16 protein-coding genes are annotated in these 16,360 nt (G+C 55.8%); 6 read left to right on the forward strand and 10 right to left on the reverse strand.

The genetic code is table 11. The features are described from left to right. The first annotated feature begins 77 nt into the window (after positions 1-77). The 4 genes from ACIRQ6_RS12650 (at position 78) to ACIRQ6_RS12665 (ending at position 4,887) form a co-directional block, all read left to right on the forward strand. Complete coding sequence (locus ACIRQ6_RS12650) at positions 78-707, forward strand: ImuA family protein (protein ID WP_420860962.1); 630 nt, start codon at positions 78-80, stop codon at positions 705-707. Positions 708-746: 39 nt separating this feature from the next. After that, positions 747-2,003: an MFS transporter gene (locus tag ACIRQ6_RS12655; protein WP_420860963.1), complete on the forward strand. Its 1,257-nt coding sequence runs from the start codon at positions 747-749 to the stop codon at positions 2,001-2,003. Positions 2,004-2,058: 55 nt separating this feature from the next. Further along, positions 2,059-3,768, forward strand: coding sequence for a methionine--tRNA ligase (metG, locus tag ACIRQ6_RS12660; RefSeq protein ID WP_420860964.1), 1,710 nt, complete (start codon positions 2,059-2,061; stop codon positions 3,766-3,768). A 63-nt stretch (positions 3,769-3,831) separates the two neighbouring features. Next, positions 3,832-4,887, forward strand: coding sequence for a Rieske 2Fe-2S domain-containing protein (locus ACIRQ6_RS12665; protein WP_420860965.1), 1,056 nt, complete (start codon positions 3,832-3,834; stop codon positions 4,885-4,887). Here the strand turns inward: ACIRQ6_RS12665 and guaD are convergent. The 10 genes from guaD to ACIRQ6_RS12715 all read right to left on the reverse strand — a co-directional run bounded on the left by guaD (position 4,850) and on the right by ACIRQ6_RS12715 (position 13,741). After that, positions 4,850-6,157, reverse strand: coding sequence for a guanine deaminase (gene guaD, locus ACIRQ6_RS12670; RefSeq protein WP_420860966.1), 1,308 nt, complete (start codon positions 6,155-6,157; stop codon positions 4,850-4,852). The genes ACIRQ6_RS12665 and guaD overlap by 38 nt on opposite strands. Then, on the reverse strand, positions 6,157-7,233 hold the full coding sequence (locus ACIRQ6_RS12675; protein ID WP_420860967.1) for a BMP family ABC transporter substrate-binding protein: 1,077 nt from the start codon (positions 7,231-7,233) through the stop codon (positions 6,157-6,159). Before ACIRQ6_RS12675 ends, guaD begins: the two co-directional genes overlap by 1 nt. Before the next feature lie 23 nt (positions 7,234-7,256). Beyond that, on the reverse strand, positions 7,257-8,171 hold the full coding sequence (locus ACIRQ6_RS12680) for an ABC transporter permease (protein ID WP_420860968.1): 915 nt from the start codon (positions 8,169-8,171) through the stop codon (positions 7,257-7,259). After that, positions 8,171-9,244 (reverse strand): ABC transporter permease, encoded by a 1,074-nt coding sequence (locus tag ACIRQ6_RS12685; RefSeq protein WP_420860969.1) that lies wholly within the window; start codon positions 9,242-9,244, stop codon positions 8,171-8,173. The genes ACIRQ6_RS12680 and ACIRQ6_RS12685 overlap by 1 nt, the downstream gene beginning before the upstream one ends. Beyond that, entirely contained in the window at positions 9,237-10,751 is a 1,515-nt protein-coding gene (locus ACIRQ6_RS12690; protein ID WP_420860970.1) for an ABC transporter ATP-binding protein, read from the reverse strand. The genes ACIRQ6_RS12685 and ACIRQ6_RS12690 overlap by 8 nt, the downstream gene beginning before the upstream one ends. Further along, positions 10,744-11,400 carry a glutathione S-transferase family protein gene (locus tag ACIRQ6_RS12695; protein ID WP_420860971.1) on the reverse strand — a complete coding sequence of 219 codons (657 nt, stop codon included), beginning with the start codon at positions 11,398-11,400 and terminating at the stop codon, positions 10,744-10,746. The genes ACIRQ6_RS12690 and ACIRQ6_RS12695 overlap by 8 nt, the downstream gene beginning before the upstream one ends. Beyond that, a complete protein-coding gene (locus ACIRQ6_RS12700; RefSeq protein WP_420860972.1) occupies positions 11,397-12,242 on the reverse strand; it encodes an aromatic ring-hydroxylating dioxygenase subunit alpha in 846 nt (281 codons plus the stop codon). The genes ACIRQ6_RS12695 and ACIRQ6_RS12700 overlap by 4 nt, the downstream gene beginning before the upstream one ends. Further along, on the reverse strand, positions 12,239-12,877 hold the full coding sequence (locus tag ACIRQ6_RS12705) for a Rieske 2Fe-2S domain-containing protein (RefSeq protein WP_420860973.1): 639 nt from the start codon (positions 12,875-12,877) through the stop codon (positions 12,239-12,241). Before ACIRQ6_RS12705 ends, ACIRQ6_RS12700 begins: the two co-directional genes overlap by 4 nt. A 100-nt stretch (positions 12,878-12,977) precedes the next feature. Beyond that, positions 12,978-13,247, reverse strand: a complete 270-nt coding sequence (locus ACIRQ6_RS12710; protein WP_420860974.1) for a hypothetical protein — start codon at positions 13,245-13,247, stop codon at positions 12,978-12,980. Positions 13,248-13,252: 5 nt separating this feature from the next. After that, positions 13,253-13,741 carry a nucleoside deaminase gene (locus ACIRQ6_RS12715; protein ID WP_420860975.1) on the reverse strand — a complete coding sequence of 163 codons (489 nt, stop codon included), beginning with the start codon at positions 13,739-13,741 and terminating at the stop codon, positions 13,253-13,255. A 213-nt stretch (positions 13,742-13,954) separates the two neighbouring features. Between ACIRQ6_RS12715 and ACIRQ6_RS12720 the strand changes: the two genes are divergently transcribed. Further along, positions 13,955-15,181 (forward strand): flavin-containing monooxygenase, encoded by a 1,227-nt coding sequence (locus tag ACIRQ6_RS12720; protein WP_420860976.1) that lies wholly within the window; start codon positions 13,955-13,957, stop codon positions 15,179-15,181. Beyond that, positions 15,094-16,347, forward strand: a complete 1,254-nt coding sequence (gene argE, locus ACIRQ6_RS12725) for an acetylornithine deacetylase (RefSeq protein WP_420860977.1) — start codon at positions 15,094-15,096, stop codon at positions 16,345-16,347. Before ACIRQ6_RS12720 ends, argE begins: the two co-directional genes overlap by 88 nt. Positions 16,348-16,360: the final 13 nt, after the last annotated feature.

Consider the following 16,360-nt stretch of genomic DNA (forward strand, 5'->3'; position numbering starts at 1 on the left):
TGGGGCACAAGGGCTGGGCTGGGTGGAATTAACGATACATCTTGCAGAACAAAATAAGAACATTTATCTTATGATTCATGTCCGCTCTGCCCGCCCATTTGATCAGTCGCACCAAACCGCACCGCCCCGGTTCTGGTCAGCCTTTTGTGGGCGATCTGGATTTGATCAAAGGGCGGGTACATGAATTTTGCGGTAACGCGCGACGCACGCTTGCGCTGCGTTTGGCGGCGCGTACCCAAGGTCGGGTGATCTGGATCAGGGCCAGTTGGGTACCTGATTTGTTAAATATGGACGGGGTTCAAAGCTATATTAACCCCGGTCGGCTGACCTTTGTCAGCTGTCGTCGTCCTGAGGATATTTTGTGGTCTATGGAAGAGGTTTTGCGCAGTGGCGCTGTGCCTTTGGTGATTACAGAAGTGCCCGGATACCCTGGTCTGACCCCCATTCGACGGCTGCATCTGGCTGCTGAAACCGGTGCGCGTGAGGGGGATTTCAATCCTGTGGGCATTGTGTTGACCCCCTCGCTGACAGGGCAGGACGGTGGGGCACAGGGGGTTGAGACCCGCTGGAGGTTGGCCGCCCAAGGGCAAAACTGGCACCTGTCGCGCCTGCGTGCGCGGACACATCCCGTTGCACATTGGCAGATGGATCCAAAAGGAAACCTGACCACGCAAAAAGACAAAAACGACAGAGCACTCGTCGAATAAGCACAAGCCACGCCATAGAATCAGGCGCACCCATTACGCATGCGCTTGCTCATTTCATTTGCCTCATTGTTTTTGTCCGTTGGTCTGTTGCAACTATCCTCCGGCGGGGTTGGCCCGTTGGATGCCCTGTCGGGTTTGGCCAAAGGGTTTTCCACCGCTCAAGTGGGCTTTCTGGGTTCGGCGCATTTTATCGGCTTTTTCATTGGGTGTTGGTGGGCCCCGCGACTGATGGGCAGTGTGGGCCACAGCCGCGCCTTTGCCTGTTTTACCGCTTGCGGTGCGATTGGTCTGCTGGCCCATACATTTACAGATAACCCCAGTTTATGGGCGCTGTTTCGGATTGCCTCGGGGATCACGGTTGCGGGCTGCTATACCGTCATCGAAGCATGGCTCAGCGCCAAGGTCACCAACCAAACCCGGGGCCGCGCCATGGGGGCCTACCGCATCGTCGACATGGGTGCCTCGCTGATTGCGCAATTGATGATCGGGGCGCTGGCAGATGTTGAAACCTACATGGCCTATAACCTTTTGACGGTGTTGTGCTGCGCCTCGCTGATCCCACTGACATTGACCAAAGTGCGCCAACCGCCGACGCCCCAAACCCCACGGTTGCGCCCCATGTTGGCTGTCGCAAAATCACCGCTGGCGGTGGCGGGTGTGGTTATTGCTGCCCTGTCCAGCGCCTCATTTCGGATGGTGGGGCCTATTTATGGCGCAGAAGTTGGCCTGACCCCAGACCAGATCGGTCTGTTCCTTGCCTCGTTTGTAGCCGGCGGGGCATTGGCGCAATACCCCGCAGGCTGGTTGGCCGACAAATTTGACCGCCGCTGGGTCATGGTCGGATTTTCCATCGCAGCAGTTCTGAGTTGTTTGGGCAGTGCTGCGGCGGGGATGGCTGGATCAACGGGCGCTGCGGGGGCCATGCTGTCGGCCGCTCTTTTTGGCTGGACCACATTTCCAGTTTATTCCATTGCCGCCGCACACGCCCATGACTTTGCCACCAATGACGAACGGGTCGAGCTTTCTGCAGCCCTGATGTTCTTTTTTGCCAGTGGCGCGATTGCCGCACCCTTGGTCACAGCGAAATTGATCGACATCTACGGCCCACCTGCCTTCTTTGCCTTTGTCGCCGCAGGTCACGTACTGCTGATCCTTTTTAGCCTAAGCCGAATGAAAGTGCGGGACACGGTTCAAGAACGCACGCCCTATGTTTACGCCCCGCGCACCTCGTTCACCGTGGGTCGCTTGTTTCGGCGCGAACGCAACAAAAAGATCCCGCCCAAAGACACGGTTTGAACTGTCGCAAAAGGGGCGTTAAAGGTGGTCGACCCTAGCTTTCGGAGCAGCCCCAATGGCCCGCCACCTCATCACATCCGCGATCCCCTACATCAACGGGATCAAGCACCTCGGCAACCTTGTGGGCAGTCAGTTGCCTGCGGATCTTTTTGCCCGCTACAAGCGCGGGCGCGGCGACGAAGTCCTATTTTTATGTGCAACGGACGAGCATGGCACACCCGCCGAATTGGCTGCGGCCAAAGCAGGCAAACCTGTGGATGAATTTTGTGCTGAGATGCATGCGGTTCAGGCCCAGATTGCGGATGGCTTTGGCCTGTCTTTTGATCATTTTGGCCGCTCGTCCAGCCCCCAAAACCATACCCTGACCCAGCATTTTGCGGGCAAGCTGAACGAAGCGGGCTTGATCCAAGAGATCAGCGAAAAGCAGGTCTATTCCCATGCTGATGGCCGCTTTCTGCCGGATCGTTATATCGAAGGCACCTGCCCAAACTGCGGCTATGAAAACGCCCGCGGGGACCAATGCGAAAACTGTACCAAGCAGTTGGATCCCACCGATCTGATCAATCCGCGCAGCGCGATTTCAGGCTCGACCGATTTGGAAGTCCGCGAGACCAAGCACCTTTATTTGCGCCAATCGGCCCTCAAGGACGATCTCGACGCTTGGATCACGTCGAAAACCGACTGGCCCATTTTGACGACGTCCATCGCTAAAAAATGGCTACACGACGGCGACGGCTTGCAAGATCGCGGTATCACGCGGGATCTGCATTGGGGCGTGCCTGTGAAAAACGGCGACCAAGATTGGCCCGGCATGGAGGGCAAAGTGTTCTACGTCTGGTTCGACGCCCCCATCGAATACATCGCTTGCGCAGGTGAATGGGCCGAGAAATCCGGCGGCGATTGGGAACGTTGGTGGCGCACAGACAAAGGCGCAGATGACGTGACCTACACCCAGTTTATGGGCAAGGATAATGTCCCCTTCCACACCCTCAGCTTCCCTGCCACGATCATGGGATCGGGCGAGCCTTGGAAACTGGTCGATTACATCAAATCCTTCAACTACCTCAATTACGACGGCGGGCAGTTCAGCACCTCGCAAGGGCGTGGCGTGTTTATGGATCAGGCGCTTGAGATTCTCCCTGCCGACTATTGGCGTTGGTGGCTTTTGAGCCACGCGCCAGAAAGCAGCGATAGCGAATTCACTTGGGAAAACTTCCAAGCCAGCGTGAACAAAGACCTGTCGGATGTCTTGGGTAATCTGGTCAGCCGCGTGACGAAATTCTGCCGCTCAAAATTTGGCGAAGAGGTCCCTGCAGGCGGCGCATGGGGCCCTGCTGAAGAGGCGCTGATCACCGAACTGACAACGCGTATCCGCGCCTATGAAGGCCATATGGACAAGATGGAGGTGCGCAAATCCGCAGCCGAGTTGCGCGCGATTTGGGCGGCAGGCAATGAATACCTCCAAGCTGCAGCGCCATGGGTCACCTTCAAAGAAGATCCAGAAAAAGCAGGCGCTCAGATCCGTCTGGCCCTGAATTTGATCCGGCTTTACGGCGTATTGTCAGCACCCTTTATCCCCACAGCCAGCGCCACATTGCTATCGGCCATGAACACCTTGGATATGACATGGCCCACCGATATCAAAGCAGCGCTTGAGACCTTGCCAGAGGGCCATGGCTTTGCTGTGCCGGACAACTTGTTTGCAAAAATCACTGATGATCAGCGCATCGAATGGCAGGAAAAATTCGCAGGGGTTCGAACCTAATCGTGCGGAGCACCGATGTCCTTGGGCATTGAAACCCTTTAGCTAATCGGCTTTGATGTCGGCATGTTTTTGCCTCTGACGCCCGATGACACCGACAGTGATTTACCGCGCCATTGCACCTTTGCAGCGGATGACTGGCGGGTGTTGTCCCGCTTCTGGCACCCGATCGCCTTTTGCCATGAAATCGAAGACGCGCCAGTGCCAGCGCGACTGCTGGATGTTGATCTGGTGATTTGGCGCACGCCACAGGGTCTGTCTGTTGCTCGCGATCTTTGCCCCCATCGCGGCACCCGCATCAGTGCAGGCCGCGTGGATGGCGATCAGCTTATTTGTCCAATGCACGGGCTGCATTTTAATTCCGATGGGCAATGCACCAAAATACCTTCAAATCCGGATCAAAATGCGCGCGTCTCAACCCGGCTGCGGTTGCAATTGCTGAAATGTGAGGAACGTTTTGGTATCCTTTGGACCTGCCTGTCACAAGACCCGATTTGGCCGCTCCCGGATTGGCCAGGCATCCGCGATGAAAGTCTCAAGCGGGTCTATGTGCCCCCCAACACATGGCACGCCGCGGCCAGTCGCCACGTCGAGAACTTCAACGATGTTGCTCATTTTCCGTGGGTGCATAAAGAGACTTTTGGCGGCAGCGAGGACGACAGGTTTCCATCCTATGACGTTGAAACGACCGATTATGGTCTGACCTTTGATCTGGGCTATGATGAAGGCGGCAACCGCTTTCCGGATGATGTGCCCGGCGACAGCCGTCACGTGGTCTATACCTACGAGCTGACCTATCCGTTTTCGACGATCATCGTCATCAAACCGAACGACAGTTGGTATGTGCAATATTTTGCAGACACAGTCTGCCCCGTTTCCGCCTATGAGACGAAAATTTTTCAAGTGGCCACAGACACCACAGGCACGCCGGACGAAGAATTCCTCATCAAGGAAAGTCTGATGATCAATGACGAGGACAAGGATTTGGTCGAGGCACAGCGCCCCGAGGATCTACCCCTCAACATCCGCGACGAAGTGCATATCCCTGCCGATGCGATGTCGATTGCCTACCGGCGCGGATTGGTCAAACACTTTGGTCTGGGTGGACCATTGGTGCGCTAACACATTTGCCTGCGACCCAGGTTTGGGTGATCTCCGCGGGCGTGGCACGCATGATGATCTTTTGCAGCAGGTCCTCAACTGGGCCAAAATCATCGACCAAATTGACCAAGATGGCATCCATTTGCAGGCCAGCCTTGAAGGCGCCAACAGGAAGGTCCAGTACCTCTGCCCCACCCTTGGTTGCCATATAGAACGCATCGCGAAAGTCGATCCGCGAGGCGTCTACGCCGCGATTGGCAGCATCTTTCGAGGGATCAACGCCTTCCTCCAACATCCGCGAGGCGGTCACGCTGGCGCGGGCATTGTCCAACAAGAACGCGCTGTGCCCGCCTGAAATATCCGTTCCCAACCCAATGTGAAGGGCTTTGGCCAAGGCGCGACGCAGGGGAAAGACCGCATTTCCAAAATACGCATTTGACAGCGGGCAGTGAGCGATCCCAGCACCCCGTTCAGCGATCAAATCCATATCCGCATCAGTAATATGCCCTGCATGGGCCAGAACGCTGCGGCGGGTCAGCAGACCAAATTCATCCAAGGCAGAAGCATCGGTTTTGCCCATACGGTTCAATACAAACCCATGTTCCCAATCGCTTTCGGAACAATGAGTTTGCACAGCCGCACCCGTGCTGGCGGCAAGTTCGCCCAACCCGGCCAAAGCGTCATCAGAGCAGGACGGAATGAAGCGCGGGGTAATGATCGGTTCGACCAGATCATTGCCGGGCATGGCGCGTACGGCTTTGATGAAATCAGCGGTTTCATTGATCGATGCAGCCGCATCACTATCGCGGTAGTAGTCCGGACAGGCCCCGGCCAGATCCATCGCGACCTTGCCCACAAAGGCCCGTTGCCCAAGTCGCAAACAGGTCTCGGCAAGGTTTAGACTAGAGGGCCCATGGATCGTCGCAAAATAAACGGCTGTGGTGGTTCCATTGGCCAGTAACCGCCGCACCAATGCGTCATGAACAAAGGCCGCATAGGTCAGATCAGCAAATCGTGCCTCCAGCGGAAAGGTGTATTTCGACAACCAGTCTTCCAATGGCACATCAAGTCCTGTGCCCAATTGCGGAAATTGCGGCGCATGAATGTGCAGATCAACCAACCCGGGCAGCAACACACCTTGGCTGCGCAAATCGATATTGGCTGGAGCGCTATTTCCATCTGCTACACGCACAATCTGGCCTGCAGCGTCAAAGGAAACGAGCGCATCCTCGATGCGCTCGATCCGGCCCCGTTCCGGGCTGTGTATAAGGTGGGCGCGAACTGCCTGCATCAGTTTGGCAGTGGTGTCTCCACGCCTTTCACCAACCAGTCGATGCCAGCCAGGTCGGGGTCCGCAATGGTTTCCCCTTCGGCCAAAACCATTTCACCGGCTTGGTTCATAATCGGGCCAGTGATCGGGTGGAACTCGCCTGCTTTCATCGCCGCAGAGGCCGCTTCGATCTTGGCCATCGCTTCTGGAGACAGGCTGGTCGACAGGCTTTTTACATCAACTGTTCCGTCAGCCATGCCGCCCCAAAAGGCAGTGCCTTCGAATGTGCCATCCATCGTTTCCTGCACGCTTTTGACAAAATAAGGTCCCCAATCGGCGATCTGCGACGCCAGCAACCAGTTTGGCGCATATTCTTTCATGTCAGACGACGTGTTGATGACCCACACTTCTTCTTCCTCGGCGACGGTCACGACCGACGGCGTGTCTTGGTAAAGCGAATAGATCACATCAGCCTGTTGCGCGATCAAGGCGCGCGCACTGTCTTGTGCCTTGGGTGGATCGAACCATGAGTTGAGCCACACGACCTTGATTGTGACATCAGGGTTTACCTCCTGCAGGCCCAGCGCAAAGCCGTTGATCATGCCGATTACTTCGGGAATGGCAAAGGCTGCCACGATACCCACGACATCGCTTTCAGTGGCATCACCGGCAGCCATACCAACCAGATAGCTGCTTTCGTAGTTGCGGCTTTGGAAGTTGCCAAAGTTCGGTGCCAGCTTATAGCCAGACGCGTGGATAAAGGTCATATCCGGGTTCCGCTCGGCCAAGGCGATGCCGTCGTTCATGTATCCAAACGATCCCAGCATGATCATGTCAGCCCCTTGGGCCGCCATCTGGTTCATGATCCGGCCGGCATCGGGACCTTCTGCCACGTTTTCTACAAAGACCGTTTCGACTTGGTCGCCAAAGGCTTCTTCAATGGCCAAACGACCTGCGTTCAATTCAGCAGACCAGCCCACATCGGCAATGGGCGACGGGTAGACAAAGCCAATTTTCATCTTGTCTTGGGCAACGGCTGGCAGGGCCGTCATAACCGTTAGAGCGGCTGCCATTAGTGTTGTGTTTCGTTTTATCATCAGTATCCCCTTTGTTGGTTTCGTCAGAGTTTAAATGTGGCCCCAAGGCTCGCTGGGCTATTGAGTCGGATAAACAACGTGTTGCGCGAGATCAGGGCGAGCATGACAATCGTGACAAGATACGGCAACGCCGACATAAGCTGACTGGACACGTTTACACCCAGAGCTTGTATTGAAAGTTCCAAAAGCGAAATAGAGCCGAAAAGATAGGCACCAAATGCAACACGCGGCACCATCCAAGTGCCAAACACAGTGAGGGCGACAACGATCCAACCGCGTCCTGCGATCATGCCTTCAGCCCACAGCGGTGTGTACGCCGTCGACATATAGGCCCCACCGATGCCAGCCATCGCTCCGCCAAAGGCGACACATCCCGCGCGGATCCAAACCACCTTTAATCCCAGTGCATGCGCGTTTTGCGGGTTCTCCCCTACAGCCCGGATGATCAGGCCCAGTTTGGTGCGGTTCAGCACATACCACGTTGCAAAGACCAGCAAGATCGACACGTAAACCATGACGTCCAGTTGGAAAAACATCGGACCAATCACTGGAATTTTTGCCAGAAACCCAAGGGGCAGATCTGGCACACCCGGCAGGGTCATGCTTTCGAATTTCTTGCCAATGGCCGAGGACAGGCCAAGCCCTAGGATGCCAATCGCCAACCCCGACGCAGTTTGATTGGCCCGAAACACCAAGGTAAGCACAGCGAAAACCAACGACAGCAGCGCCCCCAAAACAGCAGCGGCTAGGAACCCTACTATGTAAGACCCCGACACTGTGGCCGCGACAAATCCCATGGCTGCACCTGTGGCCATCATGCCCTCGATGCCGAGGTTCAACATGCCTGACTTTTCAGCGACGAGTTCCCCCATAGCGGCAAAAATTAAGGCGGTCGCAGCAGCCAAAGTACCGCTCACCATAAAGATCAGAACATCCATCAGACGACCCCCTCTCGGACCCAGCGCATGCGCATGGTCAACAGCAGCGAGCACGCCAGATATGAGATCAGTAGAATACCCTGCAGGATTTCTGTGACCGCGTCAGGCACGCCAACGGACAATAATGCAAAGTCGCCACCGACATAGACCAGCGCCATAATGGCCGCGGCGAACAGGATCCCAATGGGGTGTAATCCGCCCAAGACCGCCACGATAATCCCTGCATACCCATAGCCGGGCGAAATGTTGCGTTGAAGTTGCCCCAAGGGGCCTGCGACTTCGCCCACACCGGCGAGACCTGCAGCGCCGCCTGACACCAAAAGGGCGACCCAAATGGCGCGTTTGGATGAAAACCCTGCATAAAACGCAGCGCCCGGGGCCAATCCCCCGACAGAAAGTTTGTAATTGGCAAAGCTGAATCGGACAAAAATCGTCGCTAGGGCCGTCACAAACAGCCCAATATACAGCGACGCGTTGGCGCGCGTGGTCTCAATAATAATGTCGAACTTGGCCGAGGATCCAAAGCTGATGGATTGCGGAAAGTTGAACCCCATTGGGTCCTTCAGCGGCCCTGTGACAAGGTAGTACAGCAATTGCAAGGCGACGCTGGTCAGCATGAAGGTCACCAAAATCTCGTTGGCATTAAACTGCGTGCGCAAAAACGCGGCAATCCCGGCCCACGCCATACCCGCCACCATACCTGCCAAAACCATCGCAGGCAGCAGCAACGGCGATGAGGTTCCATCGAACTGAATGGCCAAAACCGAAGCCGCGATCGCCCCCAGAATGAGCTGCCCTTCGGCCCCAATGTTCCAAACCTGCGCGCGAAATCCGATAGCCAGACCTTGGGCGATCAGCAGCAATGGGGCCATCTTTAGCAGGACCTCCCCAATCCCATAGGTGCTTTGCAAGGGTTCAACAAAGACTGCATGCAGGCCTTTCAACGGGTTCACATCGTAGATCGCAAAAAGGATCGCCCCGCAAAGTGCTGTAAGCAGCAGAGCCAGAACCGCCACCTGAAAAGGCACAAGGATCGAGTTGGTCTCACGCGGTTCCAAGACCAACCTACGCATGGGCGGCCTCCAACGCGTCAAACTCGCCAGCCATGGCAAGACCAATGTGATCAATGCTGGTTTGACCAACTCCGACGGGCGCTGACAATTGCCCGCGAAACATCACTTGGATGCGGTCGCAAATCTCCATCAACTCCTCCAATTCCTCAGAGACGATCAAGATCGCCACCCCTTGATCCCGCAAATCCAGCAGCCGCTGACGAATTGCCGCCGCAGCCCCCACATCAACGCCCCAAGTTGGTTGTTCGGCGATCAGGACCTTTGGCGCCAACTCCATTTCACGGCTGACGATGAATTTTTGCAAGTTCCCGCCAGACAAAGAGGTGGCCGCGGCATCGGGACCGCTGCAGCGCACATCCATCCGGGTGATCACCTGTTGTGCGCGGGCCCGCCGCTTGGACAGGCGCAAAAACCCGCGTGATAACAGCCCAGAATGAAAAGTCGTCAGGGCAGTGTTTTCCGACAGGCTGTGTTCCGGCACGGCGCCGCGCCCAAGTCGTTCTTCTGGAATAAAATGCAGGCCCAAACGGCGACGCGCCTCTGGCCCTAAGGTGCCGACAGGTTGATCTTGCAGGGTAATGACGTCCGTTTGCGTACGTATTTCACCAGCCAAAGCACGGGTTAAACTGCCTTGGCCATTGCCCGAAACACCTGCAATGCCCAAAATGTCACCGGCCTTGAGGGTCAAACTGAGGTTGCTCAACTTTGGCGCATAGGGATTTTCCGGCTCCAGCGACATGGCTTTGACCTGCATCACATCTGCACCCGCTTTGGCCGAACTGCGCGGTGACATGGCGGCAACCTCTTGCCCAATCATCAGTTGGGTCAGGCTTTTGGCGCTTTCTTCCTTAGGGTTCACCACGCCTACGACGCGGCCTGCGCGCATGATAGTCGCACTATCGCAAAGGGCCCGGATTTCATCCAATTTGTGCGAGATAAACACCACTGCGATGCCTTCTGAGGCAAGCGTTTTGAGCGTTTCAAACAGCTTTAGGATCCCCTGCGGCGGCAAAACCGAGGTGGGTTCATCTAAGATAATCAGCTTGGGTTCTTGCAAGACGCAGCGCAGAATTTCGATCCTTTGGCGTTCGCCAACGGTCAATTGGTGCACATGGGCATCTGGTTCAACGTCCAAGCCAAAGCGCGCAGAGGCTTCGCGAATACGACGCGCCAGATCGGCCTTATTGCCCGGTACAGCAAGCGAGATGTTTTCGGTTACCGTCAGGGTTTCAAACAGCGAGAAATGCTGGAATACCATCCCAATGCCAAGCCTGCGCGCCTCTGAAGGCGATGCGATATCAACAGGTTGGCCTTCCCAGTTCACAGTGCCAGCATCAGGTTTGGTGACACCATAAATCACCTTCATCAGCGTGGATTTACCAGCCCCGTTTTCGCCCAGAACTGCATGAATGCGGCCTGCATCCACTTGAAACTCTACATCCTCATTGGCCACTGTGCGACCATAGGTTTTGGTCACTCCCGAGATATCCAAAAGCGGTTCAGCCATCACTGCCTCGCGGGTCTTCGTGCAGGTAATGGATGCCCGGCATGGCCACAAATCCGGGCAAACCACGGATCGCATAAAGCCAATTTCGGATCGCGGGATACCCGTCGTGATCGAGCCCTGCATCGGGGCTAAGTGCCACGTAAGGAAAGCACGCGATGTCCGCGATGGTCGGCAGATCACCTGCAATCCAAAGCCCACCTTCCAAAACTCTGTCGGTCAGGTGCAATTCAAGTGCCCGCAGATCCCGTGTGGCGGCGGCTTTGGCCACTGGTCCGTCGGTGTCCCACCCCAGCATATCATGCAGACGCGCAAGGCCCGCACTTTGGGTCAATCGGCCAGCAAAACCCAGCCATTCCATCAACACTGCCGTTTGTTGTGCATCACCTTGTGGCAACCATTGGCCTGTTGAATCATATTCCAGCGCCAGCCACATAAGCATCGCTTGGGTTTCGGTCAGAACCATATCGCCAGAGGTGAGAACCGGCAGTGTTCCAGCCGGATTCAACGCCAACATTTTGGGCGTGCGATGTTCAAAGCCCGGATAGAAATCAACAGATACGGTTTCATACTCCACGCCCAAAAGCGCTGCCATCAGCCGCACTTTGTAGCAGTTCCCAGAAAGGACGTAGTTATAAAGCGTAAAACTCATGCAGCAGTCGTCAGCGCGCCGTAAGTCGCGCCCTTACGTTTGAGCCAACGGCGATATACCACAGAGGTCAGATCGCAGCGCGTCGGGATTTCAAGTTTTGGATCAAGGGGCAGCAGAGTAGGCTTTTGGTTTTCCAAGATCGATCTGTCTTGCAAAAAGATTTCCTGCTGGAATTGCACCAATTCCGCATAGGGCGTCACGTCGTCAAATAGCGCCATCCAAGGCCACGCGATGCAATGATCTTCGGCCAAAGGCTGTACAAATATCGCAATAACATCCCATTCCGTGGGCTTTGGCGGACAGGTTTTATAGAGGACAGCGGTCGTCGGCGCAGGCACGCGGTATTGATATTGTGTCTCGATAGAGGTGGTCGCACTTTTTGCCGCTTGGGGCTGATGAAAGCCGATTTGGGTCGCCCAAACCTCGTCCACATCTTCGCGAATTTCGACCTTATAGGGGTGCACTTCGGTGTTTGGTTCTTCGCCGAGGATACCCGTGTGAACGAAGGGAAAATGCGCGATATCAAGGAAGTTTTCAACGGCGCGCAAGGGCGAACAGCGCACAGTGACACCGCCGCAAGGGACAAATGTGCGCGTGCTTTGCTGGGCCTCAGCGATCTCGAACAAGGGCCTCGGGTCGGCGCCCAAGCTTGTCCAGAGGTGATCATATTGCAAAAGAACCGGCAGCACTGTCCCGTCTTCCGTCGTTATCCGAGGATCTTGGGCCGTGCCCCCAACTGTGATCGACTGCCCGAGCAAAGCAGTTTGATACGGCAAGTCTTTGGCTAACTTGTGAATATCGCCGACGACGTACCAATCGTTTTGTGCGTAGGACATGCTCATACGGTTTGGCCCTCTGACGTGCGCCGCGCGGCCTCAGCCCACCGCGACAGGGCCTTGAGCCGGGGTAATGACGCGGTCGCCTCGACACATATGTGGACAAGGGTCGTATGCGGCCCAAGCGTGCTTGCAAAAACGGTGACACGCAGGCCGCCCACCATCAAGGTTGCGGGGGCAACGTTCTGCGGCACGTCATCCCCAAAAGGTTCGGCGGCAAGGGCCGACAAAGCGCTTTGCGCAGTGCTGGAAAACGCAAGGCTGCGCAGCGGTACCATCGCCACATCTGCGCGCGGGGCTGTGGGCAATTCATCAACGTCGGCCCAAATCACACCATCCGTTTCTGCGACATTATAGACCTGTGCGGTAATCGTTGCGGGCGGTTCAAGATCAGGATGGGCCGGTATATAGGCGCAACCGCCCCCCTTTCCGTAATGCCAACCATGATACAAGCAGGCCAGTTTGTCACCACGCACGAACCCGTGGCTAAGACGCATCCCACGATGCGGACAACGATTGTTCCATGCATGAAGATCGCCATCGGGGCCGCGCCAGACCACCACATCGTGCTGCTGCACCTCAGCTCGCATGACGCCTTTTGCCGCTAAATCACGTGACAGACCGACAGGTGTACCGTTCATCTTCATCCCCACTATCCCACGCAGATGTTACGAGATTCGCGAGCGTTGAACAGCTTTGCACCCAAAGGAATTGCTCAAAAAGCGTAGATATGCTGAAAAATTAAGCGCTTTCTCGAATTGTAAGCGCCTCTGGAAGCGTCTCAAATTCATAGCTGCTGCGGGTGTAGCTTTCGACCCAAACATCGGCCGGACCAAGGCTACAGGCAACTTCCATTGCATCTAAAAGATCCGCAGGACCCGAAAGAACCATTGCGATCGTGCGGTCATCCTGCCGGGTGATCCACCCCACTAAGTTCAGCAACCGCCCCCGGTGTAGAAACCACGGCATTGCCCCCTCGGCCTGCAATCGCCCCGTCAAAGTAAGCGTCATTGCCGTCATTCGGTTTTCCAAAAGGCGATATGTTGAGCTGCGATTTCGTCCTCAAGTTCTGAATAGGGTCCACGGACCTCTACAGGGCGTTGCCCAGAGGCGAAAATCACCCGGCATTCTAGATCTTGGGTCGGATTTTCAGGATCATCACCTGTTAATTCGCCCAAGCGCCGCTCGGTCATTCCAAACACCACTGCACCAATCTCAGCCCAATAAATGCTGCCAGAGCACATCGAACAGGGTTCTACGGATGTGTACAAAGTCGCGGCTCTTAGCGTGGCTTCATCAAAGTTTCGGGCCGCTTCGCGGGCCAAGTTCGTTTCCGCATGACCGGGTCCTTTGTCGATTTTGTAGGAATTTTTACCCTCGGCCAAGATCTGGTTCTCGGCTGACACGAGCACAGCGCCAAAGGGGTGGTTGCCTTCGCTCACCGCCTCGTCAGCTAGGACAATGGTGCGTCTCAGAAATTCCAAATCACGCTGTTGATCGGCCATCTATCTCCCCTTCTCGCTGTCGCTACCTTGCGAAATGCAAAGGTGCTGCGCAACTTTTTGTTGGGGCTGAATAGCCGCAGTCGTCACTCAAAACCCACGAGCAGGCTGCGCCAAAAGACGACACAGACCTTTAGCGCGCATTTCGGTGTTTGAGCTGACGCGCCTGTTTGCTAGGCTGACCAAAGCCACCAAATTTCGCGTCAAAGGAACCCGATGCCGACTGAACAAATTGATACACTTGTCGTGGGCGGAGGACAGGCTGGACTGGCGATGAGTGAACACTTGACCAGTCAGGGGATTCAACACCTTGTATTGGAACGCGCCCGCATTGCCGAGCGGTGGCGGGTAGACCGATGGTCGTCCTTGGTGGCCAATGGGCCCGCGTGGCACGACCGTTTTCCAAGCAAGGAATTTGCCGACTGCGGCCCTGATGATTTTCCGACCAAAGACAGTGTTGTGTCATATTTCGAGGAATTCGTGGAAGAAAAATCTGTGCCGATCCGCTGCGGTGTAACGGTGCACAAAGTGACCAAGCGGGTAGATGGCACAGGGTTTGATGTGGTCACATCCGACGGCGACTATCATGCCCGTCACGTGGTGGCCGCGACCGGCCCATTTCAAAAACCAGCGATTCCGCCCGTCGTCCCTGCCCAAGACGGGCTGACCCAAATACATTCAACCGCTTATCGCTCGCCACATGATATTTCCGATGGGGGTGTTTTGGTCGTGGGCGCTGGATCCTCTGGCAGCCAAATTGCCGAAGAGCTGTGCGACAGCGGCCGCGATGTTTATCTTTCAATCGGGGCTCATGATCGCCCGCCGCGCCGGTATCGCGGCAAGGATTTTGTCTGGTGGCTGGGCGTGTTGGGCAAATGGCAAATGAAATCGCCACCCGTTGGGGCCGAACATGTCACCATCGCCGTGAGCGGTGCCAATGGGGGCCAAACCGTTGATTTCAGACGCTTTGCCGCCAAAGGTATGACCCTGTTGGGCATGACCCAAACCTACAGCAATGGTGCCTTGCAGTTCGCGCCAGACCTTGCCCAGAACATTGCAAATGGCGATGCCAACTATTTGTCCGTTTTGGACGAAGCCGACGCCTATGTCGCGCGCGAAGGGATCGATCTGCCGCTGGACCCCGAGGCCCGTGTTATTGCACCCGACCCCGACTGCATGACGCATCCGATCAGGGAATTGGATCTGACAGCAAAGGACATCAAGACGATCATCTGGGCCACGGGGTTTACGCAGGATTTCAGTTGGCTGCAGGTGGATGCCTTTGACGCGGCGGGGAAGCCGCAGCATCAAGCCGGCGTTTCCAAAGTGCCGGGCATTTACTTTCTTGGCCTTCCATGGCTGTCGATGCGCGGATCATCGTTCATTTGGGGTGTTTGGGTGGATGCCAAAAACCTTGCAGCCCATATCGCGGCACGGCCATGACGGCCCAAGACTGGACCACCCAGTCCCTGCTGGCGCGGCTGATAAGTTTTCCAACCATCAGCGCGGATCCTAATATCGATCTGATCACCTTTTGTGCAGATTTTCTTAAATCCACAGGCGCGAATGTCACGCTAATCCAAGATGAGACGGGCAAAAAAGCGAACCTTTATGCCACTGTTGGACCGCGGGATTGTGCGGGCGTTTTGTTATCTGGCCACACGGATGTGGTGCCCGTGGCAGGTCAAAACTGGGCGACCCCACCGTTTGAGATGACGGGGCACAACGGCAAGCTTTTTGGTCGTGGTACAGCGGATATGAAAGGCTTTGTGGCCTGCACGATGATGGCGGCCTTAAAGGCCAGCAAAATGACGCTGAAAACGCCGCTCCACCTTGCCCTGTCTTATGACGAGGAAGTGGGCTGTATCGGTGTCAGATCGTTGATCGATATGCTGGCAGATGCCCCGTTTCGCCCGCAGTTTTGCATTGTGGGCGAGCCTACTTTGATGCAGGTCGCCACCGGTCACAAAGGCAAAACTGCAGCTAAAGTCACAACGACTGGGCATGCGGCACATTCCGCCCTTGCGCCCACAGGGCTGAATGCCATCCATATGGCCTGCGACATCATTGGGTTCCTTCGCGAATTGCAAGATACGATTGCCAGCACAGGGGTCCAAGACGATGATTATGACGTGCCCTACAGCACCGTGCATGTGGGCACGATGACTGGTGGGACCGCCTTGAACATCGTGCCAGACCATGCAGAATTCATGTTCGAAATTCGGCATCTTGCGGGAGATGATCCAAAGACGATACTGGCGCAAATAGAGGCACGGACTGAGGACTATTTGGCGGCGCTAAGGCCCCAATTTCCGCAGGCCAATACCACGATCTCGATCACCAACAGCTACCCGTCTTTGGTAACGGATTCGTCTGCCGCGGTTGTGGGATTTATGCAGGAGCTGACCCAAACGACCCATACGATCAAAGTGGCTTTTGGCACCGAAGGCGGCTTGTTTTCGTCTGTGTTAGACGTGCCCACTGTTGTCTGTGGACCTGGCTCCATGGATCAGGGGCACAAGCCCGACGAATTTATTGAAATCAGTGAATTAGAAGCATGCGACAGCATGTTGGACGCGCTTTTGGCGCGCCTTGTTGAGGGACTCTAACAGCGTGTTCAAT

Origin of the sequence: Algirhabdus cladophorae (assembly GCF_044772865.1) — a bacterium.
In the GTDB taxonomy this organism is placed as follows: Bacteria; Pseudomonadota; Alphaproteobacteria; order Rhodobacterales; family Rhodobacteraceae; genus Algirhabdus; species Algirhabdus cladophorae.

What these genes read in the sequence shown, in the direction of transcription:
- ACIRQ6_RS12650 (WP_420860962.1), top strand. Translation starts at nt 78, where the DNA reads ATGTCCGCTCTGCCCGCCCATTTGATCAGTCGCACCAAACCGCACCGC.
- ACIRQ6_RS12655 (WP_420860963.1), top strand. Translation starts at nt 747, where the DNA reads ATGCGCTTGCTCATTTCATTTGCCTCATTGTTTTTGTCCGTTGGTCTG.
- metG (WP_420860964.1), top strand. Translation starts at nt 2,059, where the DNA reads ATGGCCCGCCACCTCATCACATCCGCGATCCCCTACATCAACGGGATC.
- ACIRQ6_RS12665 (WP_420860965.1), top strand. Translation starts at nt 3,832, where the DNA reads ATGTTTTTGCCTCTGACGCCCGATGACACCGACAGTGATTTACCGCGC.
- guaD (WP_420860966.1), bottom strand. Translation starts at nt 6,157, where the DNA reads ATGCAGGCAGTTCGCGCCCACCTTATACACAGCCCGGAACGGGGCCGG.
- ACIRQ6_RS12675 (WP_420860967.1), bottom strand. Translation starts at nt 7,233, where the DNA reads ATGATAAAACGAAACACAACACTAATGGCAGCCGCTCTAACGGTTATG.
- ACIRQ6_RS12680 (WP_420860968.1), bottom strand. Translation starts at nt 8,171, where the DNA reads ATGGATGTTCTGATCTTTATGGTGAGCGGTACTTTGGCTGCTGCGACC.
- ACIRQ6_RS12685 (WP_420860969.1), bottom strand. Translation starts at nt 9,244, where the DNA reads ATGCGTAGGTTGGTCTTGGAACCGCGTGAGACCAACTCGATCCTTGTG.
- ACIRQ6_RS12690 (WP_420860970.1), bottom strand. Translation starts at nt 10,751, where the DNA reads ATGGCTGAACCGCTTTTGGATATCTCGGGAGTGACCAAAACCTATGGT.
- ACIRQ6_RS12695 (WP_420860971.1), bottom strand. Translation starts at nt 11,400, where the DNA reads ATGAGTTTTACGCTTTATAACTACGTCCTTTCTGGGAACTGCTACAAA.
- ACIRQ6_RS12700 (WP_420860972.1), bottom strand. Translation starts at nt 12,242, where the DNA reads ATGAGCATGTCCTACGCACAAAACGATTGGTACGTCGTCGGCGATATT.
- ACIRQ6_RS12705 (WP_420860973.1), bottom strand. Translation starts at nt 12,877, where the DNA reads ATGAACGGTACACCTGTCGGTCTGTCACGTGATTTAGCGGCAAAAGGC.
- ACIRQ6_RS12710 (WP_420860974.1), bottom strand. Translation starts at nt 13,247, where the DNA reads ATGACGCTTACTTTGACGGGGCGATTGCAGGCCGAGGGGGCAATGCCG.
- ACIRQ6_RS12715 (WP_420860975.1), bottom strand. Translation starts at nt 13,741, where the DNA reads ATGGCCGATCAACAGCGTGATTTGGAATTTCTGAGACGCACCATTGTC.
- ACIRQ6_RS12720 (WP_420860976.1), top strand. Translation starts at nt 13,955, where the DNA reads ATGCCGACTGAACAAATTGATACACTTGTCGTGGGCGGAGGACAGGCT.
- argE (WP_420860977.1), top strand. Translation starts at nt 15,094, where the DNA reads ATGGCTGTCGATGCGCGGATCATCGTTCATTTGGGGTGTTTGGGTGGA.